This window comes from Erwinia psychrophila, assembly GCF_039023475.1.
Lineage (GTDB): Bacteria > Pseudomonadota > Gammaproteobacteria > Enterobacterales > Enterobacteriaceae > Erwinia.
In genome coordinates, this window is record NZ_JBCHVB010000005.1 from 236,513 (window position 1) to 260,329 (window position 23,817).

Consider the following 23,817-nt stretch of genomic DNA (forward strand, 5'->3'; position numbering starts at 1 on the left):
TCAGTTCCCAAACATCAGTGCGGTGAGCACAAAATCCAAACCGAGTACTGCCAGAGAAGCATGTACTACTGTACGCGTTGTAGCGCGACTGATCCCTTCCGATGTCGGGATCGCGTCGTAGCCGTTAAACAGCGCTATCCAGGTTACCGTGAAGGCAAACACGGCGCTTTTGATGACGCAGTTAAGAATATCTGTACGCACGTCGACGGCGTTTTGCATCGCCGACCAGAAGAAACCGCTGTCGATCCCCTTCCAGCTGACGCCGACAATCGCACCGCCCAGAATGCCTACCGCGACGAAAATCAGGGCCAGCAGCGGCATACTGATAAAACCGGCCCAGAACCGCGGTGAGATAATCCGGCGCAGCGGATCCACTGCCATCATCTCCATGCTGGAGAGCTGCTCGGTTGCCTTCATCAACCCTATTTCTGCCGTCAGTGCCGACCCCGCCCTGCCGGCGAAAAGCAGCGCGGTCACCACCGGCCCCAGTTCCCGCAGAAGCGAAAGCGCCACCAGCATGCCCAGGCTACTTTCCGCGCCGTAGGTATTCAGGACAAGATAGCCCTGGAGCCCCAGTACCATGCCGATAAATAATCCCGACACAACAATGATTAGCAGCGACAGCACGCCAATACTGTAAAGCTGCTTCACCACCAGCGGCGCATGCTTACGGAAGCGGGGAATACCGACCAGCGCATGGAAGAGCATTAGCCCCGCCCGGCCAAAAGAGGCGCAGGTATTAATAACCTGACGCCCTGCTGACGCCAGTACATGTAGAAACATCAGTGGTTAACTCCCTGAGCCAGCTAAGTCTTGCAGATAATCCCCTGCGGGAAAGCGAAAGGGTACCGGACCGTCGGCGATACCATCAATAAACTGACGCACGCGGGCATCCTTATTGTCATGCAGTGCGCTTGCCGTTCCCTGTGCGATAACTTTCTCACCGGCAATAATATAGGCATAGTCAGCGATGCTCAGGACCTCAGGCACATCATGCGAAACCACAATACAGGTCATGCCAAGTGAGTGGTTCAGCTCATCAATAAGCTTAACCAGCACCCCCATTGTAATCGGATCCTGACCAACAAAGGGCTCATCAAACATAATCAGCTCCGGCTCAAGCGCAATAGCACGGGCCAGCGCCGCACGTCTGGCCATCCCGCCAGAAAGCTCGGAAGGCTTCAGCATCGCCGCGCCGCGCAGGCCCACGGCTTCAAGCTTCATCATCACGGTGCTGTGCAGTAATTGTGGGGGAAGCTGAGTATGTTCCCGCAGCGGCCAGGCCACATTGTCAAACACGTTCAGATCGGTGAAAAGCGCGCCCGACTGAAACAGCATGCTCATCTTTTTACGCGCTTCATACAGACGCGAGCGGGAGAGGCTCGGGATATTCTCACCGTTGAACCAGATTTCTCCGCTGTCGGGTCGTAACTGTCCCCCGATTAGACGCAGCAGCGTTGTTTTTCCAATACCGGAGGGACCCATAATGGCGGTGACTTTCCCTTTTGGCACCGTAAGCGAAATGTTATCGAAAACCGGCCGATCGCCGCGGGCAAAACTGACGTTGCGGACATCAACCAGATTCGTTTCCGTCTTACCCATAGTTACCCCTTCACATATACAGGCAGATAATTTCTCTGCGATGGTAGCCTATAAGCACCCGACAGAACACTTTTACAGAAACTTGTTCCCGAGACGTGGCTAAAGTTGGCATAAGTTTTACTTTTTGCTTTCAGACCGTCAAAATCACGCCCATTATCCCTTTCGCCCTTGCTTTAAACGTCGCGCAAGGCAAGCCGACGATTATACCCGTTCAAAGGACATTTCATGCTCGTAGCTACAGCACTCTTGATTATCGGTTTGGTCCTGCTGGTATATGGTGCCGATCGCCTGATTTACAGCGCCGCCATTCTCTGTCGCGCCTCAGGTATCCCCCCGTTAATCATCGGTATGACCGTGGTCGGCATAGGAACGTCGCTTCCCGAGCTGATTGTCTCGTTCTCGGCGGCGACCCATGGGCAGATGGATATTGCTGTCGGTACGGTTATCGGCTCGAACATGACAAATATTCTGCTGATTTTAGGGGGCGCGGCCCTGCTCCATCCTCTTAACGTTACCTCCAATCTGCTCAGACGAGAACTGCCGTTAATGCTGCTGGTGACGCTGCTCTGCGGCATTGTGCTGTTTGACGACACGCTGAGCCGCAACGATGGCCTCGCGCTGATCGCGTTTGCGGCGGGCTATTTGCTTTTTATCATTAAAATCGCCCGTCGCGCCGAACGGGAGAATAATGATTCTCTGACGCGGGAACAGCTGGCGGAATTACCCAGCGACGACACCGGTAACACCGTTGCCTTTCTCTGGCTGGCTGTCGCCCTGGTCATGCTGCCGATGTCGACCCGGATGATCATCGATAACGCCACCGTCATTGCTGACTATTTTGGCATTAGCGAACTGGTCATCGGCCTGACGATTATCTCGGTAGGCACCAGCCTTCCCGAACTGGCCACCATTATCGCGGGCGCGCTGAAAGGCGAAGATGATATTGCAATCGGCAACCTGATTGGCTCCAACATCTACAATATTGCCATCGTGCTGGGCGTGCCCGCTCTTATCCATCCGGGAAGGGTGGATTTCCATGCCTTTGCACGCGATTACTGGCTCATGCTCGGCGTCAGCGCCCTGTTTGCGCTTTTATGTTTACAACGCAGCCGTAATATAGGCCGCCCTGCGGGTGCGCTGCTGCTTTGCGGATTCATTGCCTGGGTAGCAGTCTTGTACTGGATGCCTGAGGCCACCTTCTGGTAAAAGGATGAGAAAAAATGGCAATGACTAACATTGAGCCAGGCTTTGATTTCATACGGGCCGGCAAAGAAGTGTTGAATATTGAACGTCAGGGTCTTGAACAGCTCGATCAGTATATTAACGATGACTTTACCCAGGCCTGTGAGCTTATCTCTCACTGTCTGGGTAAAATAGTGGTTATGGGAATGGGCAAGTCAGGCCACATTGGTAAAAAAATGGCGGCTACCTTCGCCAGCACCGGTACACCCGCGTTTTTTGTTCATCCGGCGGAGGCAAGCCACGGTGATTTGGGTATGGTCGGCGCGGGCGATATTGTTATCGCTATTTCAAACTCTGGCGAGTCGTCAGAAATTCTGGCGCTGATACCGGTTCTGAAACGTCTGCACGTTTCGCTGATCTGCATTACCAGCAAGCCAGAGAGCGCAATGGGTCGTGCAGCCGATATTCATCTCTGTGTTAAAGTGCCTCAGGAAGCCTGTCCCTTAGGGCTGGCACCCACGTCAAGTACTACTGCCACTCTGGTGATGGGTGATGCGCTGGCCGTCGCCCTGCTGAAAGCGCGTGGCTTTACCACGGAAGATTTTGCCCTCTCCCATCCTGGTGGCGCGCTGGGCCGCAAGCTGTTGTTGACCGTCAGTGATATTATGCACACCGGTGACGAGATCCCCCACGTCAGTCGTGACGCTTCCCTGCGCGATGCACTGCTGGAAATCACGCGTAAAAATATGGGAATGACGGTCATCTGCAACGATTTAATGAAAATTGAAGGTATTTTCACCGACGGTGATTTGCGCAGAGTATTTGATATGGGTATCGACATTCAGCACGCCAGTATCGCCAGCGTGATGACGTCCGGCGGTATCAGAGTTCGCCCCAATATTCTGGCGGTCGATGCGCTGAACCTGATGCAAAGCCGAAATATTACTGCCGTTATGGTCGCAGATGGCGATCAGTTGCTGGGCGTGGTGCACATGCATGACATGCTACGCGCAGGTGTGGTTTAAAAAAGGAACAAAAGTAATGAGTAGTGCAGCGGAAGGGATTGAAACCTGTTACGGCACGGTTAGCCAGAAAGTCATGACAAGCGCCAGCCAGATCAGGCTGTTAATTTGTGATGTTGATGGCGTCATGTCAGATGGCGTGATCTATCAGGGAAATAGTGGTGAAGAGCTGAAGGGATTTAACGTTCGTGATGGCTATGGCATTCGCTGCCTGCTGACCTCTGATGTGGAAGTCGCTATTATAACCGGCCGCAAAGCAAAGCTGCTGGAAGATCGCTGCGCCACGCTTGGCATTACGCATCTTTACCAGGGACAGTCAGATAAGCTTTTGGCCTTCCGTGAACTTCTGGATAAACTGTCGTTACGCCCGGAGCAGGTCGCTTACATTGGTGACGATCTGATCGACTGGCCGGTGATGGCCGAGGTGGGACTGAGCGTCAGCGTGGCAGACGGGCATCCCGTCCTGCTTCCCCGAGCGGATTATGTGACCCGTATCGCGGGTGGCCGCGGTGCCGTAAGAGAAATTTGCGACCTTATCCTGATGGCACAGGGTAAGTTCGATGAGGCCAAAGGGCAGTCGGTATGAGTAGAACGCGGCGTTGGATTACGCTATTGCTGGCCCTCGTGGCCTTGGTATTAATCGGCTGGAATCTGGCCGGCCCCGACGATGACGCCTCACCGGTCACCGCCAATGAACTTGAGCCGACCTATACCAGTCAGACATCTAATACGGTGGTTTATAATCCACAAGGTGCACTGAGCTATAAGCTGGTATCAGATAAAGTCACCCACTTCTCGGAAGAAGCGGTTAGCTGGTTCGATAATCCGGTAATGACGACCTATGACGAAAACAAAATCCCTACCTGGTCCGTCAGGGCGGATAAGGCCAAGCTAACCAAAGATCGCATGCTCTACCTGTATGGTCATGTTGAGGTCAATAGCCTGACGCAAGACGCTCAGATTGATCGGATCAAAACCGATAACGCTGTTGTAAACCTGGTGACGCAGGATGTGACGTCAGAAGATCAGGTCACGCTTTATGGCCGTAGCTTCAACTCTACCGGGATGAAACTGCGTGGGAATTTACGGAAGAAAACTGCCGAGTTGATTGAAAAGGTCAAAACCTCCTATGAAATTCAAAATGAAAAACAACCTTAAGTTTCTGACCCTCGGCCTGCTGTTAGCGGCCAGCCTGCCTGCGTTCGCCCTGACGGGCGACTCTGACAAGCCGGTTAATGTGAACTCGGAAAATCAGGCGCTGGACATGCTGGGTAACGTAGCCACCTTTACCGGCAACGTTATTGTTACCCAGGGGACGATTAAGATCACGGCGGATAAAGTCGTGGTTACCCGCCCTAATGGCGACAGTAACAAGACGATCATTGATGCCTATGGCAACCCGGCTACCTTTTATCAGATGCAGGATAATGGCAAACCGGTAAAAGGGCATGCGCAGAAAATGCATTATGAGCTGGCTAAAGATTTTGTTGAGCTGACCACCAATGCCTATCTGGAACAGCTGGACAGCAACGTCAAGGGCGACCGCATCACCTATCTGGTGAAAGAGCAGAAGATGCAGGCCTACAGCGATTCCGGCAAGCGCGTGACCACCGTACTGGTGCCTTCGCAGCTACAGGACAAAGGCACCCAGTCAAACGGACAGAAAAAGAGTAACTAATGGCGACTTTAATTGCGGAAAACCTGGCGAAGGCCTACAAGGGCCGGCGCGTAGTCGAAGATGTTAGCCTGAAGGTGAAATCCGGCGAAATCGTGGGTCTGCTTGGCCCTAACGGCGCGGGAAAAACCACGACGTTTTATATGGTCGTCGGCATCGTTCCCCGTGATGCGGGCCGCATTATTATTGATGATGAAGATATCAGCATCCTGCCGCTTCACGCGCGCGCGCGCCGGGGCATCGGCTACCTGCCGCAGGAAGCGTCTATTTTCCGCCGGCTCAGCGTGTTTGATAACCTGATGGCGGTGCTGCAGATTCGCGACGACTTAACGGCAGAGCAGCGTGAAGATCGCGCCAATGAGTTAATGAACGAATTTCACATTGAGCATCTGCGTAACAGCATGGGCCAGGCCCTGTCGGGCGGTGAACGGCGCAGGGTAGAGATTGCGCGGGCGCTGGCGGCAAATCCTAAATTTATCCTGCTGGATGAACCCTTTGCAGGGGTGGATCCTATCTCCGTTATCGATATCAAAAAGATCATTGAGCATCTGCGTGACAGCGGGCTTGGCGTGCTGATCACCGACCACAACGTGCGGGAAACCCTGGCGGTCTGTGAACGGGCTTATATCGTCAGCCAGGGGCATCTGATTGCCCACGGCTCGCCGGAAGAAATCCTGGCGGATGAACAAGTTAAGCGAGTCTACTTGGGAGAAGAGTTCAGACTCTGATAAGGTGTCCAGACCAGCCGGGAATTTTGAGGAATTAGTATCCTGAATATGAAGCAAGGTTTGCAACTCAGGCTTAGCCAACAGCTTGCCATGACGCCACAGCTGCAACAGGCCATCCGCCTGCTGCAACTCTCTACGCTTGAACTCCAGCAGGAAATTCAGCTGGCGCTGGAAAGTAATCCGCTGCTTGAACAGACCGACATTCATGAGGAAGTGGACGCCCGCGAGTATCAGGAAAAAGAAGCGCTCGATACCCGTGAAGCGCTTGAGCAAAAGGATATGCCGGAAGAACTTCCGCTGGATGCGACCTGGGACGAAATCTACACCGCAGGTACTCCGTCCGGAACCGGAACCGATTATCACGACGATGAGCTGCCCATTTATCAGGGCGAGACCACCCAGTCGCTCCAGGATTATCTGATGTGGCAGGTGGAGCTGACGCCGTTTAGCGATACCGATCGTGCCATCGCCACTTCTATAGTGAATGCCGTGGATGAAACCGGCTACCTGACCGCAGGCTTGCAGGAGATTCAGGAAAGCCTCGGCAATGAGGAGATCGCGCTGGAAGAGGTTGAGGCGGTGCTGAAGCGCGTACAGCGGTTCGATCCGGTTGGCGTCTGTGCCCGCGATTTGCGTGACTGTTTGCTGGTCCAGCTTTCTCAGTTTACGGAGATCCCTTTCCTGAAAGAGGCTACGCTTATCGTTAGCGAACACCTTGACCTGCTGGCGAACCATGACTTCCGCAGCCTGATGCGCGTAACCCGTCTGAAAGAAGACGTGTTAAAAAATGCCATGCAGCTGATTCAGACCCTTGATCCCCGTCCCGGCCAGTCGATTAATACCAGCGAGCCGGAATACGTTATCCCGGACGTACTGGTGCGCAAGGTCCGCGATCGCTGGACGGTAGAGCTGAATTCAGACAGCGTGCCGCGGCTGAAAATCAATCAGCACTATGCAGCCATGGGCGGCAGTACGCGTAACGACAGCGACAGCCAGTTTATTCGCAGCAATTTGCAGGAAGCGAAATGGCTGATCAAAAGTCTTGAGAGCCGGAATGATACGCTGCTCAAGGTAACGCGCTGCATTGTCGAGCAGCAGCAGGCGTTCTTTGAACAGGGCGAAGAATTTATGCGCCCGATGGTGCTGGCGGATATCGCTACCGCCGTCGAAATGCATGAGTCCACCATTTCCCGCGTGACCACGCAGAAGTATCTGCACAGTCCGCGAGGGATATTTGAACTGAAGTATTTTTTCTCCAGCCACGTCAGCACCGAGGGGGGTGGCGAAGCCTCCTCCACGGCGATACGCGCGCTGGTGAAAAAATTAATCTCGGCGGAGAATCCCGCCAAGCCTCTGAGCGACAGCAAGCTGACCGCCCTGCTTTCCAGTCAGGGAATCATGGTGGCACGCCGTACCGTCGCGAAGTACCGAGAGTCTTTATCCATCCCGCCCTCAAACCAGCGAAAACAGCTGGTCTGAACGAACAGATAAGGAAGAGCGTATGCAACTCAATATCACTGGCCAGCATGTTGAAATCACTGAACCTTTACGGGATTTTGTGACGACAAAATTTGCCAAGCTTGAGCACTATTTTGACCGGATAAATCAGGTTTACATTGTTCTCAAAGTGGAAAAGGTCACGCAAATCGCGGATGCCACACTGCATGTAAATGGCGGAGAGCTGCATGCTACCTCGGAAGATAAAGATATGTACGCGGCGATTGACGGCCTGATCGACAAGCTGACTCGCCAGCTCAACAAACATAAAGACAAACTGAAACAACACTAAATTTCACTCAGACATTGATTCTTTTTTCGTCACCCTCATCTCCCTGGAAGGTGACGGAAGATTTTCGGCCCGTACTCTGCTGACAGGGTACGGGCCGTTGATCAATAAGAAGGCCATCTGGCCAGGCGGAAGTGAACACGTAAGTGAACCTATGATGAACAATGACTTAAAACTGGAACTGGGCTCTGTACTAAGCGTTTCCTGCACCCGAAACGGGGTACACTGCCAGAGTAAAAAGCGGGCGCTGGAAATCATCAGCGAGCTGGCAGCCAAGCAGCTTAACCTTCCGCACCAGACGATTTTTGAAGCGATTCTGACGCGTGAACGGATGGGAAGTACCGGCATCGGTAACGGCATTGCCATCCCTCATGGCAAGCTGGTTGAAGATACGCTGCGCGCGGTTGGCGTTTTTATACGCCTCGATCAGCCTATCGCCTTTGACGCCATCGATAATCAGCCGGTCGACCTGTTGTTCGCTCTGCTGGTGCCCGCAGACCAGTGTAAAACGCATCTGCATACGCTTTCGCTGGTGGCCCGACGCCTTGCCGATAAAACCGTCTGTCGTCGTCTGCGGGCAGCGCAGAGCGACGAGGAGCTCTTTGAGATCATGGCTGAGGGCCAGGAGGAGAGTCACTAACCTTTCACGTCGGCAGACGCCGGCTGATTAAATGAATAAGCGTGTGCCGGATACCCTTGTGCTGACGCAGGGGTTCCCCGGCTTACTGGTAACTCAGGAGAATAAGTCATGGTGCTGATGATCGTCAGCGGGCGTTCAGGTTCCGGCAAGTCCGTCGCGCTCCGCGCGCTGGAGGATATGGGCTTTTACTGTGTGGATAACCTGCCCGTGGCTTTACTGCCTGAACTGGCGAACTCACTGGCCGACCGCAATATGTCTGCTGCGGTCAGCATTGATGTTCGTAATATGCCCGAGTCGCCTGAGATTTTTGAAAAGGCCCTGACCAGCCTGCCGGACAGCTTCTCGCCACAGCTTCTCTTCCTTGATGCCGATCGTAACACGCTGATCCGTCGCTACAGCGACACGCGCCGTCTGCATCCGCTTTCCAGCAAGAACCTTTCGCTGGAAAGCGCCATTGACGAAGAGAGCGATCTGCTGGAGCCGCTGCGCTCGCGAGCCGATCTGATTGTAGATACGTCGGAGATGTCAGTGCACGAGCTGGCCGAGATGTTGCGTACGCGCCTGCTAGGCAAACGCGAACGCGAGCTGACGATGGTTTTCGAATCCTTTGGCTTTAAGCACGGTATTCCCATCGATGCGGACTACGTTTTTGATGTCCGTTTTTTGCCTAACCCACACTGGGATCCGAAACTGCGTCCGATGACAGGGCTGGACCGGCCCGTTGCCGCCTTCCTCGATCGTCATACCGAAGTGCATAACTTTATCTACCAGACGCGAAGCTATCTTGAACTCTGGCTGCCGATGCTGGAAACGAACAACCGTAGCTATCTAACCGTTGCCATCGGCTGTACCGGCGGTAAACATCGCTCAGTTTATATTGCGGAACAGCTTGCTGACTATTTCCGGTCGCGCGGTAAAAATGTTCAGTCTCGCCACCGAACGCTGGAAAAACGTAAAACATGACCGTCAGGCAAACTGTAGAGATCAAAAATAAGCTGGGCATGCACGCCCGGCCCGCGATGAAGCTTTTTGAGCTGGTTCAGAGCTTTGATGCCGAAGTCCTTTTGCGCAACGAAAGCGGCACTGAAGCAGAGGCAAGCAGCGTGATCGCTCTGCTGATGCTGGATTCAGCAAAAGGGGGGCATATCGAAATCGAGGCGAACGGTCCGGAGGAAGAGAACGCGCTACGGGCGGTGATTGAGCTTTTTGATGCCGGTTTTGATGAGGAGTGATTGCGGAAACGCCGGGCGCGGCGACGCCCGGGGCACGACAGGCTGTTACAGCTTGTACTTCTGAATAAAACTTTCCCCGCCAAGCTGTCTCATCTGGCGCAGGATCCATTGCTGCCGCTGCCGGACATAGGCTGAGGGCGCATCGGCGCGAAAACGAATCGGGTTGGGTAAGACGGCGGCCAGCAGCGCCGCTTCCGACATTGTCAGCCGGCTGGCAGGCTTATGGAAAAAGCGTTGTGACGCTTCCTCCACGCCAAAGATCCCGGGCCCCAACTCCGCCACGTTCAGATAAACGGTCAGAATACGACGCTTCGTCCAGACAGTTTCAATGCCAAGCGTCAAACCCGCCTCAATCCCTTTACGTATCCAGCTACGTCCGTCCCATAAAAAGAGATTCTTCGCCGTTTGCTGAGTGATCGTCGAGGCTCCCCGCATCCGCCCGCCGTCATTATCCAGCACCGACTGAATCGCCTGCACGTCGAAGCCCCAATGAGTAGGAAACTTCTGGTCTTCAGAGGCGATGACCGCCAGCGGCATCCAGTCTGCTATCGCGTCACGCTTTACCCAGTCTGAATGGGCAACATAGCTAAAATTACCGCTAAACCAGGCACTCAGCTGACGTTCAGCCATTACGGCGGAAAAGGGGACCGGCAGAAAGGAGAACAGCACAATGCCAGCGATCCCCGCCCCCACCAGGCCCGAAAGGCAGCAAAGCAGCCAGAACCTGATGCGCTTTAGCCGCGTTTTCTTAGGGCGTCTCATAACGTTTTTTCCATTTCTGTCTTATCATTTCCCGTAAAAACTGTGATCAATCCTGCCTTTTTAAAAGAAAGGCTTCAAGCATCAGATAAAAGATGAATGTCCATAACACCCATGAAATTTCCAGGGGATTACCTAAATGCGCCTCCCGCTTCAATCACTTCCGCGCATCAGGAATCGGTTCCATTAAAAAGCGAAACTTAACGTTTCCTTAAACTGTCAGAAAAAATGGCGAACAGCTTTAAAACAAAATGATTCACATATCTTATCAGTACCGGCGGAAAATATTTACATAACTGCTGATAACCCTCGTTTCAAAATTGTCTCTATTGGGTATTCCGTCATGCTGAAGCTTTTTTTATTTATAACGATATAACCATAATAACCGGCGAGATTATTTTGATTAATAGGTAAAAACTTCCATTAACGGTGATGCTATTGCGGTGAAACTCAGCAGAAAGACGGAGACGTCAATCTCATAAAAAAACAGGCGTTACAGCCAGTTAAATCCGATTGATGTGACGAGGGGTTTTCTTAGCATCGTTGCTAGCGCTCAAAAGCGGGGTGCATCGCGAGATGTTAATCCAAATTCGTCAAAAAACGCCACAAACGTACGAAGAACAACCAATACAGCGCTAAAATTCACGCCAGACTTGACTGTGTCATCAAATTAATGTTTTCTGTCTGGGAACGCTGCTCTACATCACACATTTTAATGAATTTAGTCACATGTGATGCAGGATTTGCTAAGGTAGTTCCTGAGCGTTTCACCAATACCGCGCCTGTGCTTTTAAACTCTTCTTCTCAGAATAGCGCAGGTTACCCTTTTCCCTGGTGTTGGCGCAGTATTCGCGCACCCCGGCTTCGGTCGGGGTCATTTTTTTCCAGCGTCAGAAACCCATTTGCGTAACACATCCACATCGTGCCGCCACTCCTGTTTCAGTTCGTCAATCCATTCCTGAACGTTGTCCCACCATGCCGGCAGCTCCGGACTCTGTATCTGTTTAGCGATCTGCTGCAAATGCACCAGCCCGACGGATCCCGCTGCGCCTTTAATTTTGTGCCCCTCTTCCGCAATCCCTTTCTGGTCGCGCGCCATCATGTTTGAATCCAGCACCTCCAGATAGCCCGGCATCATCTGCTCAAACATCGCCAGGCTCTGCTCAATTAGCTGTGGGCCGACCAGTTCTATGTACTGCTCCAGCATGGCGACATCCAGCAATGCCAGTTTTTTCGTATCCAGCGGGGGTTCCTGTGGGGTTTCCGTCTCGTCGTGCTGATAATCCCAATATTTTTTGATTATTGCGGTCAGCGCAGGCACGGCCAGCGGCTTGCTCAACACATCGTCCATGCCCGCCTCCAGATACTCTTTCTTATCCTTCAGAACATTGGCCGTCAGCGCCACCAGCGGTGGAAGATGATGGCCAGCGTAGCGGCGATGAATTTCACGGGCCACGTCAAGACCGGTCATATCGGGCAACTGGATATCCAGCAGCACCAAATCAAATTCGTCAGGATCAAACAGCGCCAGAGCGGCCTCGCCCGTCATGGCAACCTCGACGCTGTTCCCTAACTTCTCAAGTACAGAACGCGCCACCACGACGTTCAGTTCAATATCTTCAACCAGCAGCACGTGCAGCGCAGGTAACGGCATATCGTCGGCGGGCTGCTCATCTTCGATTTGCTCAACGATGCGGGGAGCATTCACCGTCAGCGTAAAGCAGGAGCCTGCTCCTGGCGAACTGCGCACCGTGATGTCGCCTCCCATGCTTTGCGCCAGCCGGCGAGAAACGGCAAGGCCGATCCCGGTGCCCGTCGCGGGCTTGCCACCTCGCTGATCCTTAACCTGATAATACATCGCGAAAATTTTATCCTGCTCATCCTCAGGGATCCCCATCCCGGAATCTTCAACCTCAAAACGCAGGGAATCCTCCCCCTGACAGGCCACCCGTACCACGATGCGGCCCTGCTGGGTAAACTTCACCGCATTACCGATCAGATTCCACAGAATCTGACGCAGACGCGTACCGTCGGTAATAATCTGATGAGGAAGAGGCAGTTCAGGCTCAAGGACAAACTGTAGCCCTTTCGGCTGCACCAGCAGGCCAGAGAGATTTTCAAGATCGGCCAGAAAGCTGGTGAAGTCGATCGGCTGATTATCCAGCTGAACCTTACGCCGCTCGATTTTATCCATCTCAATAACGTCGTTGAAGATATTGCCGAGCGTAATCGCTGAGACGTGAATGGTTTTCAGGTATTTAAGCTGCTCCTGGTTAAGCTCAGTATCGAGAAGAATGCGGCTCAGGCCGACGATGCCATTAAGCGGCGTACGAAGCTCGTGGCTGATCGTTGAGATAAAGGTGGTCTTTTCCCTGCTGGCGCTTTCTAACGCGTCCTGGTAGCGCTTACGCTCCGTAATATCGCGTCCGAAGCCCATCAGTCCGCTGCGTTTTCCGACACGGTCATAATAAGGCACCTTGCGGATCTCAAAGCAGGCCTTGCGCCCGTCCGGATATTGCAGCCACTGTTCATAGGTTAGTGAGACGTTGTGACGAAACACTTTTTCATCCGTCTCCAGAACCTTGGTCGACGCATCTTCATCATAGACATCGCGGGGCGTAAGGCCGATAAGCTGTTTTTCACTTTTGCCAGTAAGCAGTTCCATTGCGCGGTTACAGCCGGAGAACTGCTCATCAATGTTGCGGTAGAACACTAAATCGGGAGAGGCGTCCAGAAACGAGCGCAGGAAGGATGACTGCTGCTCCAGTTCAATCTGCGCCTCTTCACGCCGGGCCATCTCTTCTTTCAGTTTTTCTACGATTTGCAGGCGCGCTTCTTCCGCCTTGATACGATCCGCAATCTCCTGATTTAGCTGGGTAATATTGTCTTTCATTTGCTGGTTAAGTTCTAAGTCGCGGTGGCGCATCTCTTCAAGTTTATCCACCAGTCTGGAAAGCCGCTGCCTGGATTCCTCCAGCTGTTCCACCACGACCGACAGAAAATAGACGGCCCACGGCGTGATCAGCAGCCCAAAGAACACCGAACGAACAATATCAATGCTTTCCACGTGCCCGCGCAGCACCATGGTGACAGCCATCTGCACGATCATCGCCAGTACAACCAGCGCTGAAGCCAGCAGCAGCGAGAAGCGGACCAGCCCCAGCTTCACCATAAGATCAACATAGTACTGAGCTAACAACCGAATTTGTTTCATTAGGGATTCCTTCCAGACCAGTTGCCGCATCATAACGTAAAAGCGGAAAAGGCGAATACTTCCTGAAGCAGCCTTCCTGCACCAGGGTGGTGCGTGATAAGGATTAGCGTCGTTGTGGCTCAGGCGCTGTCATTTCACTGGCGAAAACCAGGAAGCGGTAAGGTCGCAAACCATGGCATTCATCACATTATTCATGCCAGACTCCAGAGGAAAAGTTGCAACAATCCACTGCATAAGCTACGCACTGAGAACTACTCCCATTACGCTATTGCAACGATATATTTCAGGGTGATGACAGCATTAAATCAAATTCCACCACGCCAAATCATGAATAAAAATTCACATTAAACGTTCCTTTAATCACGGCGAGGTTGATTAAAGATTCTAATAAAGAAACGCTGTTTAAGGCAAAAATAAAGCAACTTTAAAAACAGTGTATTTCAGTGGTCAAGGGCGTTTAACCAGCACATCCTGCTGCCAATATCCCCGGCACCAGCATGGTGCAGAGATTTGCCGCCTGCACTATAGTGAGACAGCTCACACTTCCCCGCCCCAGTGCCGCCAATCGATCGACATAAAAAACGCATTAAAATCATTTATTATCAAAAGTTTAAGCTGTAAAAACAGGTCAAAAGCGGCGACACGAGGCCTGGTTGACCTGAGTACGCTTTCCCGATAAGTTGGAAATCCGCTGGAAGCTTTCTCGACGGGTCGTCTGACCGTCATACTTATGCAGTTATTGAGATTCCCTCTGAAGCAAGTCCTCAACGCTTGTGACACCGACGCTAACGGATAGAGATAGAGGGGCGACATTAAAGGTGAGCCTGGCTCGTAAAAACCTGTCGCCGTGCCCTTTCTACGTCTGCCCTTCGTCGGCGCAGGGAGTCCCGCAGAGCCTGGGGAGGTTCACTGATATGTTGTACGATAAATCCCTTGAAAAGGATAACTGTGGTTTCGGCCTGATCGCCCACATAGAAGGCGAACCTAGCCATAAGGTGGTGCGAACCGCTATCCACGCTTTGGCCCGCATGCAGCACCGTGGCGCGATCCTTGCTGACGGCAAGACCGGCGACGGCTGCGGCCTGTTATTGCAGAAGCCTGACCGGTTTTTCCGGGTAGTGGCCGCCGATTGTGGCTGGCGCCTGGCGAAAAATTACGCCGTCGGCATGCTGTTCCTCAATCAGGATGACGAACTGGCTCGTGAAAGCCGTCGTATCGTGGAGGAAGAGGTCTTACGCGAAACGCTCTCCGTCGTGGGCTGGCGTGAAGTCCCGGTCAACCGGGAAGTGCTGGGCGAAATCGCGCTCTCCTCCATGCCGCGCATTGAGCAGCTGTTTATCAACGCGCCGGCTGGCTGGCGTCCGCGCGATATGGAGCGCCGCCTTTATATGGCGCGCCGCCGTATTGAGAAACGCATTGCCGATAAAGAGTTCTACGTTTGCAGCTTCTCAAACCAGGTCAATATCTATAAAGGTCTCTGTATGCCGGCAGATTTGCCGCGCTTCTACCTGGATCTGGCCGACCTGCGTCTTGAGTCCGCCATCTGCCTGTTCCACCAGCGTTTCTCGACCAATACCGTACCACGCTGGCCGCTGGCGCAGCCTTTCCGCTATATGGCGCATAACGGTGAGATCAATACCATCGCCGGTAACCGTCAATGGGCGAAAGCGCGCGCCTATAAATTCCGTACCCCGCTCATTCCCGATTTGCAGGATGCCGCGCCGTTCGTTAATGAGACCGGATCCGACTCCAGCTCAATGGACAATATGCTGGAGTTGTTCCTAAGCGGCGGCATGGACCTGATTCGCGCCATGCGTCTTCTGGTGCCGCCGGCCTGGCAGAACAATCCGGATATGGATCCGGAGCTGCGCGACTTCTTTGACTTTAACTCCATGCATATGGAGCCGTGGGATGGTCCGGCAGGCATAGTGATGTCCGATGGCCGCTATGCGGCCTGTAATCTGGACCGTAACGGCCTGCGTCCGGCGCGCTACGTGATTACCACAGATAAGCTGATTACCTGCGCTTCTGAAGTGGGGATCTGGGATTATCAGCCGGATGAAGTGGTGGAGAAGGGCCGCGTAGGTCCCGGCGAGCTGATGGTGATTGATACCCGTGCAGGCCGTATTCTTCATTCAGCGGAAACCGATAACGATCTGAAAAGCCGCCACCCTTATAAAGAGTGGATGGAGAAAAACGTCCGCCGCCTGGTGCCGTTCGAGAGTTTGCCGGACGATCAGGTTGGCAGCCGTGAAATGGATGACGATCTGCTGGCGACGTTCCAGAAACAGTTTGGCTACAGCAGCGAAGAGCTGGACGCCATTATTCGCGTTCTGGGTGAAAACGGTCAGGAAGCCGTGGGATCGATGGGCGATGATACGCCGTTCGCCGTGCTTTCCAGCCGCCCGCGCATCATTTACGACTATTTCCGCCAGCAGTTCGCTCAGGTGACGAACCCGCCTATCGATCCGCTGCGTGAAGCGCATGTTATGTCGCTGGCTACCAGTATCGGTCGCGAAATGAATGTCTTCTGCGAAGCGGAAGGTCAGGCGCACCGTCTGAGCTTTAAATCCCCTATTCTGCTCTATTCAGACTTCAAACAGCTGACCTCGCAGGATGAAGAGTTTTATCGTGCGGATACGCTCGACTGTACTTTCGATCCAGCTGAAAGCTCGCTGGAAGCGACTATCCTGGCGCTGTGCGATCGTGCTGAAGCGCTGGTTAAAGAGGGCACCGTTTTACTGGTTCTCTCTGACCGCGGCATCACTGAAAAACGCCTGCCTGTCCCCGTGCCTATGGTGGTTGGCGCCGTTCAGACTCGCCTGGTCGATAAAAACCTGCGCTGCGATGCCAACATCATTGTTGAAACCGCCAGCGCCCGCGATCCGCACCACTTTGCCGTTTTGCTGGGCTTTGGCGCCACGGCGATTTATCCCTATCTGGCCTATGAGTCACTGGCAAAAATGGCCGACAGCGGCGTGATCGAGAAAGATTACCGTACCCTGATGCTGAACTACCGTAACGGCATCAATAAGGGCCTTTACAAGATCATGTCCAAAATGGGCATTTCGACCATCGCGTCCTACCGCTGTTCGAAGCTGTTCGAAGCCGTTGGTCTGCATCGCGACGTCTCCGGGCTCTGCTTCCAGGGCGTGGTCAGCCGCATCGGTGGCGCTACCTTTACCGATTTCCAGCAGGACCTGCTGAATCTGGCAAAACGCGCCTGGCTTCAGCGTAAGCCGCTCGATCAGGGCGGATTACTGAAGTATGTGCACGGCGGCGAATATCACGCCTATAACCCTGATGTGGTCGCGACGCTGCAAAAAGCGGTACAAAGCGGAGACTACGGCGATTATCAGCACTACGCGAAGCTGGTGAACGAGCGTCCCGTTGCGGCCCTGCGCGATTTGCTGGCGATAACCTCTGCCAGCAGCACCGCCATTAATCTCGACGATGTGGAGCCCGCCAGCGAGCTGTATAAGCGGTTTGATACCGCAGCCATGTCCATTGGCGCACTCAGCCCGGAAGCGCATGAATCGCTGGCCGAGGCGATGAATGGCCTGGGCGGCTTCTCTAACTCCGGGGAAGGCGGCGAAGATCCGGCGCGCTACGGGACCAATAAAGTGTCCCGCATCAAACAGGTGGCGTCAGGCCGCTTCGGCGTAACGCCGGCCTATCTGGTCAATGCGGACGTTATTCAGATTAAAGTGGCCCAGGGAGCCAAACCGGGCGAAGGCGGCCAGCTGCCGGGCGATAAGGTGACGCCTTATATCGCGAAGCTGCGCTATTCCGTACCTGGCGTAACGCTTATTTCCCCACCGCCGCACCACGATATCTACTCTATCGAGGATCTGGCACAGCTGATTTTCGATCTGAAGCAGGTGAACCCGAAGGCGATGATTTCGGTGAAGCTGGTTTCCGAGCCGGGCGTGGGCACCATCGCGACCGGCGTTGCTAAAGCCTATGCGGATCTGATCACCATCGCTGGCTATGATGGCGGCACCGGTGCCAGCCCGCTAAGCTCGGTGAAATATGCGGGCTGTCCGTGGGAGCTGGGCCTGGTGGAAACCCAGCAGGCGCTGGTGGCTAACGGCCTGCGCCATAAAATCCGCCTGCAGGTGGACGGTGGCCTGAAAACTGGCCGTGACATCATCAAGGCCGCGATCCTCGGCGCGGAAAGCTTCGGTTTCGGCACCGGCCCGATGGTGGCGCTGGGCTGTAAATATCTGCGAATTTGTCACCTGAACAACTGCGCAACGGGTGTGGCAACGCAGGATGAGAAGCTGCGTAAAAACCACTATCACGGTCTGCCCTACCGCGTGACGAACTACTTTGAGTTTATCGCCCGTGAAACGCGTGAAATTATGGCTGAACTGGGCGTTAAGCGTCTGGTGGATCTGATTGGCCGTACCGATCTGTTGAACGAACTGGAAGGCTTCACCGCCAAACAGCAGAGTCTGGATCTCTCCGCGCTGCTGCAAACGGCAGACCCGATGGCAGGCAAAGCCGTCTACTGCACCGAGAGCAATCCGCCATTTGACAACGGATTGCTGAATAAGGCGCTGTATGACCAGGCGATGCCTTTTGTGGAAGCGAAGCAGAGCAAGACGTTCTGGTTTGATATTCGTAACACCGATCGTTCCGTAGGCGCGACGCTCTCCGGCGCTATTGCGCTGAAGCACGGCGATCAGGGACTGGCTTCCGATCCAATCCGTGCGCACTTCAGCGGGACTGCCGGGCAGAGCTTTGGCGTCTGGAACGCTGGCGGCGTGGAGCTGACCCTGACCGGCGATGCCAACGACTATGTAGGCAAAGGCATGGCCGGCGGTTTACTGGCCGTTCGTCCGCCGGTAGGTTCAGCGTTCCGCAGCCATGAAGCGACCATTATCGGCAACACCTGCCTGTACGGCGCAACCGGCGGTAAGCTGTTTGCCGCAGGCCGTGCCGGTGAGCGCTTCGCCGTACGTAACTCCGGCGCCATTACCGTCGTTGAAGGCATCGGTGATAACGGCTGTGAGTATATGACGGGCGGTATCGTCTGCGTGCTGGGCCGTACTGGCGTCAATTTCGGCGCAGGTATGACCGGTGGTTTTGCCTACGTGCTGGATGAAGATGGCGAGTTCCGCAAACGCGTCAATTCAGAGCTGGTGGAAGTCCTGAGCGTGGACGATCTGGCGATACACGAAGAGCATCTGCGTGGTCTGATTACCGAACACGTCCACCATACTGGTTCTTCACGCGGTGAAGAGATCCTGGCGAACTGGCCAGCCTGGTCCGCCAGGTTCTCGCTGGTTAAACCGAAATCCAGCGATGTGAAGGCATTGTTGGGTCACCGTAGTCGTTCCGCAGCCGAGCTGCGGGTGCAGGCGCAGTAAGAGGTCACGATGAGTCAAAACGTTTATCAATTTATCGACTTGCAGCGCGTCGATCCGCCGAAGAAGCCGCTAAAAATCCGCAAAATTGAGTTTGTGGAGATTTACGAGCCGTTCTCTGAAAGCCAGGCGCAGGCGCAGGCCGATCGCTGTCTTTCCTGCGGTAACCCGTACTGCGAGTGGAAGTGCCCGGTGCATAACTACATCCCGGACTGGCTGAAACTGGCGAACGAAGGGCGCATTATCGAAGCGGCCGAACTCTCTCACCAGACCAACAGCCTGCCGGAAGTGTGCGGACGCGTCTGCCCTCAGGATCGCCTGTGTGAAGGCTCCTGTACGCTGAATGATGAGTTCGGCGCGGTGACTATCGGCAATATAGAGCGCTATATCAACGATAAAGCGCTGGAGATGGGCTGGAAGCCGAACCTGGACGGCGTTAAGCCAACCGGTAAGCGTGTGGCGATCATCGGCGCCGGTCCGGCTGGCCTGGCCTGTGCTGATGTCCTGACACGTAACGGCGTAAAGGCCGTGGTTTACGATCGTCATCCTGAGATCGGCGGCCTGCTCACTTTTGGCATCCCCGCCTTCAAGCTGGAAAAATCGGTCATGACTAAACGTCGTGAGATTTTCAGCGGCATGGGCGTGGAGTTTAATCTGAATACGGAAGTAGGCCGCGACATCCAGATGAGCGACCTGCTGACGCAGTTTGACGCGGTCTTCCTGGGCGTCGGCACCTATCAGTCGATGAAGGGCGGGCTGGAAAATGAGGAAGCACCGGGCGTCTTCGATGCGCTGCCGTTCCTGATTGCCAACACCAAGCAGACGATGGGCTTCCCGGATTCCGCTGAAGAACCTTACATTACCATGAACGCAAAACGCGTGGTGGTACTGGGCGGCGGCGATACCGCTATGGACTGTGTGCGGACCTCCATCCGCCAGGGCGCAACGCACGTCACCTGTGCCTACCGTCGTGATGAAGAGAACATGCCAGGCTCACGCCGCGAAGTAAAAAATGCCCGTGAAGAAGGGGTGGAATTTCAGTTCAACGTTCAGCCGCTGGGCATTGAAATCAACGGTAACGGCCGGGTCAGCGGCGTCAAAATGGCCCGTACCGAAATGGGCCAGCCGGACGCCAACGGTCGCCGCCGCGCCGAAATCGTCCCGGGTTCGGAGCACGTTGTGCCGGCAGATGCGGTGGTGATGGCCTTTGGCTTCCGTCCGCATCAGATGTCATGGCTGGAGCAGCATAGCGTTGAGCTGGACGCTCAGGGGCGCATCATCGCTCCTGAAGGAAGCGAGAAGCCTTTCCAGACCAGCAACCCGCAAATCTTTGCCGGGGGTGATGTGGTGCGTGGTTCCGACCTGGTGGTCACGGCGATTGCCGAAGGCCGTAAAGCCGCTGAGGGGATTATGGACTGGCTGGAAGTGTAACGCCGCTCCCCGATCCCCTTCAGGCCCGCCGCATAAGGCGGGCTTTTTTTTGCTATTTTAACCCCAGCCTGCCCGCAAGCCGGTGCAGGTTACCGGGGTCCATCTCCAGTTTCCTCGCACAGGCAGCCCACTTTCCTTCACTCGCCTGTAGCGCCTGGCGAATATAGCGTCGTTGAAATTCATCCGTTGCATCACGCAGGCTTTGTGAAGAAAACGCCACTTCCGCTACCGGTTCTGCTGACGCTGCGCCCGCCTGGGCTGGAAAAAAGTGGGAGGGCAGCAGAATGACCTCCGCGCCGCCAGCTTCAGCCTGAGCGATAATCGTGGCGCGATAGATACTGTGCTCCAGTTCGCGAATATTGCCCGGCCACTCCGCTTTACTGAGAACCGCCCGGGCCGCCCCGCTGAGCGCAAGATGACGAAGACCGAACTTTTTCCGGCATTTCTCGCAGAAATAGCCAGCCAGCAGCACAATATCATCGCCCCGCTCCCGCAGCGGCGGTACGTGGAGCGGGAATACGCTGAGCCGGTGGAAAAGATCGGTACGGAAGCGTCCTTCCGCCGAAGCCTGCCGGAGATCCTGATTGGTGGCTGCCAGAATACGGACATCCACTTTCAGGGGACGATCTTCCCCCACGCGCTGCAGATCGCCATATTGCAGGACGCGCAGCAGTTTTGCCTGAAGTGACAGTGGAAGTTCGCCGATTTCATCCAGAAAGAGCGTGCCGTTATTCGCCATTTCAAACTTACCGGTACGGTCATGTATTGCGCCGGTAAAGGCGCCTTTTACGTGGCCGAACAGCTCGCTTTCCGCCACCGATTCCGGCAGCGCCGCGCAGTTCAGATAGATCAGCGGCTGCGTGCTGCGGGCCGATTGCTGATGCAGCGCACGCGCGACCAGTTCCTTACCGACGCCCGTTTCGCCGGTGATCAGTACGTTAAGATCGGTCGCGGCAACGATCCCGATCTCTTTTTTCAGCTGCATCATCGCTGGCGACGATCCGATCATCTCATCGGTATCGATCTCCTTCACCTCCTCCGCCGCCCGGGAAAAGCCTCCCACCCCGGGTTTTTCAAGCTGCTCCAGCAGCAAAGCGTTGCTGAGCGCGCCGGAAACCAGCGCAGCCACCACCCGCAGCTCTTCATCACTGTAGGCATCAAACTGCGTGGCATTCATGCCATCCAGCGTCAGCGCCCCTATCAGGGTCTGACCGGAAAAGAGCGGTAAACCAACGCAGGCGTGAACATGCAGCTCCTGATGCTCCGGAATCAAGCCGTCATAGGGATCGGGAAGGTCACTCTCCGCCGGGAAACGCACCACGTCCCCCGCCCGGGCAATGGCCTCAAGCCGCGGATGAGCCTCCAGCTGGAAGCGCCGTCCCATGACGTCAGGCGCAAGGCCCGCCGTCGCCACCGGCCGGAACTGATGCGCTTCGTAGCATAAAAGCGCCGTCGCATCGCAGTCGAGAAGATGATGAATACTACTGATTATGCGGCTGAACCGGTCTGGTCTGGAGAGGCTGACTTGTATATCGACCGCGATATCAGCAAGGCTGTTTACAGAGAGGGTCATCGTGTCTTTTTCACATTGGATTGTTAAAAAGACAATAGCTGGTCGCTGTCCTGTTCACAACATTTAAAATAATAACAATATATATCAATAAGTTACTTTCTGGCACGGAAGCTGCACTACAGGCATAACTCTTATAAATTGCGAACCCGCCACAGAATGAATGCCGGAGAAAATATGTCAGAACTCATTTGCTACAAAACGCTGCCCGTCTGGCACAAAGAAACGCTGCCAGCCGATTTTCAGAAGCAGCATAACACCCGGGAGGGCTGCTGGGCGCAGCTCTCAATCCTGCGCGGCTCGCTCAATTTCTCGCTAATGACCGCTAGCGGCGAGATCACAGACACTTTTACTTTTACGCCTGACAATCAGCCGCCCCGCATCGCTCCTCAGCAGTGGCACCGCATCGACAGCGTCAGTGAAGATATCGAATGCCAGATAGCGTTCTACTGCTCTGAGGAGCGGTACTACAGCCAGAAATATCAGTTAACGCCTCCGCACTCGGAGGTCCTCGAGGCCGCCGGGAAAATGAAGCCGGGCCGGGTACTCGATCTCGGATGCGGCAATGGCCGGAATGTTCTCTATCTTAATCAGAAAGGGTTTGTCGTCGAAGGCTGGGACAAAAGCGAAGAGAGCCTGCGTCAGCTTCAGGGCGTGATTGCGGCAGAAAAGCGGGAAAATATCACGCTTGCCCGGCGAGACCTTAATCAGGTTACGATCGCCGGACAGTATGATTTTATTCTTTCCACTGTGGTTATGATGTTCCTGCAGCCGGAAACGATACCCACGCTGATCGAACAGATGCAGAGCGCAACGCTGCCAGGAGGCTATAACCTGATTGTGGCCGCAATGGACACGTCCGATTATCCCTGCCCTTTGCCCTTCCCATTTACGTTTCGTCCGGGTGAGCTTCTGGAAAAATACGCCAGCTGGGACATCGTTAAATATAATGAAAATCCAGGCGCGCTGCATAAAGTAGATGCACAGGGTAATCCGATAAAGTTGCGCTTTGTCACGCTGCTGGCGAAGAGAAAGGCCTGACTCCGGACGTAAAAAAAAGGACCCCGGTCAGGAGTCCTTTCTTAAGCAAGCCGCGACGGGCTATTTCACTACGCGAAGCGACGGACGCCCACCGCGCGGTGGCGGCTCGTCATCGGGATTATCTTCGTCATTGGGCACGCTGTCGTCAGGACGATCGCCATCGATCACCGACATCAGCGTCTCCGCCGGACCGTTCTGCTCAGCGTCCGGATTATATTCGCCGGCCTCTTCGTAAATCGGTTCAGGCTCAAACATAGTCCCAGCGCCATTTTCCCGGGCGTAGATCGCCAGCACGGCGGCCAGCGGAACGGTTACCTGACGGGGAACGCCGCCGAAACGGGCATTAAAGCTTACTTCCTCATTGCCTAACGACAGATTTCCCACGGCGCGCGGCGCAATGTTCAGTACGATCTGACCATCGCGGGCATACTCCAGAGGCACCATTACGCCAGGCAAATTGATATCGACCACCAGATGAGGCGTCAGCTGGTTGTCGAGCAGCCAGTCATAAAACGCCCGCAGCAGGTAAGGACGACGAGGGGTAAGATGCGTCATTTCCATGA

The 23,817-nt window shown here is 54.5% G+C and carries 20 protein-coding genes; 14 read left to right on the forward strand and 6 right to left on the reverse strand.

Annotated features, from left to right (window positions below):
* Together mlaE and mlaF are read right to left on the reverse strand one after the other, a co-directional pair.
* Entirely contained in the window at positions 1-783 is a 783-nt protein-coding gene (gene mlaE / locus AAH446_RS14190) for a lipid asymmetry maintenance ABC transporter permease subunit MlaE (protein WP_342907333.1), read from the reverse strand.
* 6 nt (positions 784-789) lie between these two features.
* Positions 790-1,602: a phospholipid ABC transporter ATP-binding protein MlaF gene (gene mlaF / locus AAH446_RS14195; protein WP_342907334.1), complete on the reverse strand. Its 813-nt coding sequence runs from the start codon at positions 1,600-1,602 to the stop codon at positions 790-792.
* Positions 1,603-1,827: 225 nt separating this feature from the next.
* Here mlaF and AAH446_RS14200 point away from each other — a divergent pair, with 225 nt between their 5' ends.
* From AAH446_RS14200 to npr, 11 genes are all read left to right on the forward strand, one after another.
* Positions 1,828-2,808, forward strand: a complete 981-nt coding sequence (locus AAH446_RS14200; protein ID WP_342907335.1) for a calcium/sodium antiporter — start codon at positions 1,828-1,830, stop codon at positions 2,806-2,808.
* Positions 2,809-2,822: 14 nt separating this feature from the next.
* Positions 2,823-3,809, forward strand: a complete 987-nt coding sequence (gene kdsD, locus AAH446_RS14205; RefSeq protein WP_342907336.1) for an arabinose-5-phosphate isomerase KdsD — start codon at positions 2,823-2,825, stop codon at positions 3,807-3,809.
* A 16-nt stretch (positions 3,810-3,825) separates the two neighbouring features.
* The gene (gene kdsC / locus AAH446_RS14210) at positions 3,826-4,392 is read left to right on the forward strand and encodes a 3-deoxy-manno-octulosonate-8-phosphatase KdsC (protein WP_342907337.1); all 567 of its coding nucleotides are present in this window, start codon (positions 3,826-3,828) and stop codon (positions 4,390-4,392) included.
* Complete coding sequence (gene lptC, locus AAH446_RS14215) at positions 4,389-4,964, forward strand: LPS export ABC transporter periplasmic protein LptC (protein ID WP_342907338.1); 576 nt, start codon at positions 4,389-4,391, stop codon at positions 4,962-4,964. Before kdsC ends, lptC begins: the two co-directional genes overlap by 4 nt.
* Entirely contained in the window at positions 4,936-5,484 is a 549-nt protein-coding gene (lptA, locus tag AAH446_RS14220; protein ID WP_342907339.1) for a lipopolysaccharide ABC transporter substrate-binding protein LptA, read from the forward strand. Before lptC ends, lptA begins: the two co-directional genes overlap by 29 nt.
* A complete protein-coding gene (gene lptB, locus AAH446_RS14225; protein WP_342907340.1) occupies positions 5,484-6,209 on the forward strand; it encodes an LPS export ABC transporter ATP-binding protein in 726 nt (241 codons plus the stop codon). The genes lptA and lptB overlap by 1 nt, the downstream gene beginning before the upstream one ends.
* 48 nt (positions 6,210-6,257) lie before the next feature.
* Complete coding sequence (gene rpoN, locus AAH446_RS14230; protein ID WP_342907341.1) at positions 6,258-7,688, forward strand: RNA polymerase factor sigma-54; 1,431 nt, start codon at positions 6,258-6,260, stop codon at positions 7,686-7,688.
* A gap of 22 nt (positions 7,689-7,710) precedes the next feature.
* The gene (hpf, locus tag AAH446_RS14235) at positions 7,711-7,998 is read left to right on the forward strand and encodes a ribosome hibernation promoting factor (protein WP_342907342.1); all 288 of its coding nucleotides are present in this window, start codon (positions 7,711-7,713) and stop codon (positions 7,996-7,998) included.
* Positions 7,999-8,149: 151 nt separating this feature from the next.
* The gene (ptsN, locus tag AAH446_RS14240; protein ID WP_342907343.1) at positions 8,150-8,635 is read left to right on the forward strand and encodes a PTS IIA-like nitrogen regulatory protein PtsN; all 486 of its coding nucleotides are present in this window, start codon (positions 8,150-8,152) and stop codon (positions 8,633-8,635) included.
* A 108-nt stretch (positions 8,636-8,743) separates the two neighbouring features.
* Positions 8,744-9,598, forward strand: a complete 855-nt coding sequence (rapZ, locus tag AAH446_RS14245) for an RNase adapter RapZ (RefSeq protein ID WP_342907344.1) — start codon at positions 8,744-8,746, stop codon at positions 9,596-9,598.
* Positions 9,595-9,867 carry a PTS phosphocarrier protein NPr gene (gene npr, locus AAH446_RS14250; RefSeq protein WP_342907345.1) on the forward strand — a complete coding sequence of 91 codons (273 nt, stop codon included), beginning with the start codon at positions 9,595-9,597 and terminating at the stop codon, positions 9,865-9,867. Before rapZ ends, npr begins: the two co-directional genes overlap by 4 nt.
* A gap of 45 nt (positions 9,868-9,912) precedes the next feature.
* Here the strand turns inward: npr and mtgA are convergent, their stop codons facing one another.
* Both mtgA and arcB read right to left on the reverse strand, forming a co-directional pair.
* Positions 9,913-10,629 carry a monofunctional biosynthetic peptidoglycan transglycosylase gene (mtgA, locus tag AAH446_RS14255; RefSeq protein WP_342907346.1) on the reverse strand — a complete coding sequence of 239 codons (717 nt, stop codon included), beginning with the start codon at positions 10,627-10,629 and terminating at the stop codon, positions 9,913-9,915.
* A gap of 871 nt (positions 10,630-11,500) precedes the next feature.
* Positions 11,501-13,840: an aerobic respiration two-component sensor histidine kinase ArcB gene (gene arcB, locus AAH446_RS14260; RefSeq protein WP_342907347.1), complete on the reverse strand. Its 2,340-nt coding sequence runs from the start codon at positions 13,838-13,840 to the stop codon at positions 11,501-11,503.
* A gap of 914 nt (positions 13,841-14,754) precedes the next feature.
* Between arcB and gltB the strand changes: the two genes are divergently transcribed.
* Entirely contained in the window at positions 14,755-19,215 is a 4,461-nt protein-coding gene (gene gltB, locus AAH446_RS14265) for a glutamate synthase large subunit (protein WP_342907348.1), read from the forward strand.
* 9 nt (positions 19,216-19,224) lie between these two features.
* Positions 19,225-20,643 (forward strand): glutamate synthase small subunit, encoded by a 1,419-nt coding sequence (locus tag AAH446_RS14270; protein ID WP_342907349.1) that lies wholly within the window; start codon positions 19,225-19,227, stop codon positions 20,641-20,643.
* A gap of 52 nt (positions 20,644-20,695) precedes the next feature.
* On the opposite strand, the gene norR is transcribed toward AAH446_RS14270, so the two are convergent.
* Complete coding sequence (gene norR, locus AAH446_RS14275; RefSeq protein WP_342907350.1) at positions 20,696-22,216, reverse strand: nitric oxide reductase transcriptional regulator NorR; 1,521 nt, start codon at positions 22,214-22,216, stop codon at positions 20,696-20,698.
* Positions 22,217-22,390: 174 nt separating this feature from the next.
* Here norR and tehB point away from each other — a divergent pair, with 174 nt between their 5' ends.
* Positions 22,391-23,254: an SAM-dependent methyltransferase TehB gene (tehB, locus tag AAH446_RS14280; protein WP_342907351.1), complete on the forward strand. Its 864-nt coding sequence runs from the start codon at positions 22,391-22,393 to the stop codon at positions 23,252-23,254.
* Positions 23,255-23,314: 60 nt separating this feature from the next.
* Here the strand turns inward: tehB and sspB are convergent, their stop codons facing one another.
* The gene (sspB, locus tag AAH446_RS14285; RefSeq protein WP_342907352.1) at positions 23,315-23,815 is read right to left on the reverse strand and encodes a ClpXP protease specificity-enhancing factor; all 501 of its coding nucleotides are present in this window, start codon (positions 23,813-23,815) and stop codon (positions 23,315-23,317) included.
* Between the last annotated feature and the right edge of the window lie 2 nt (positions 23,816-23,817).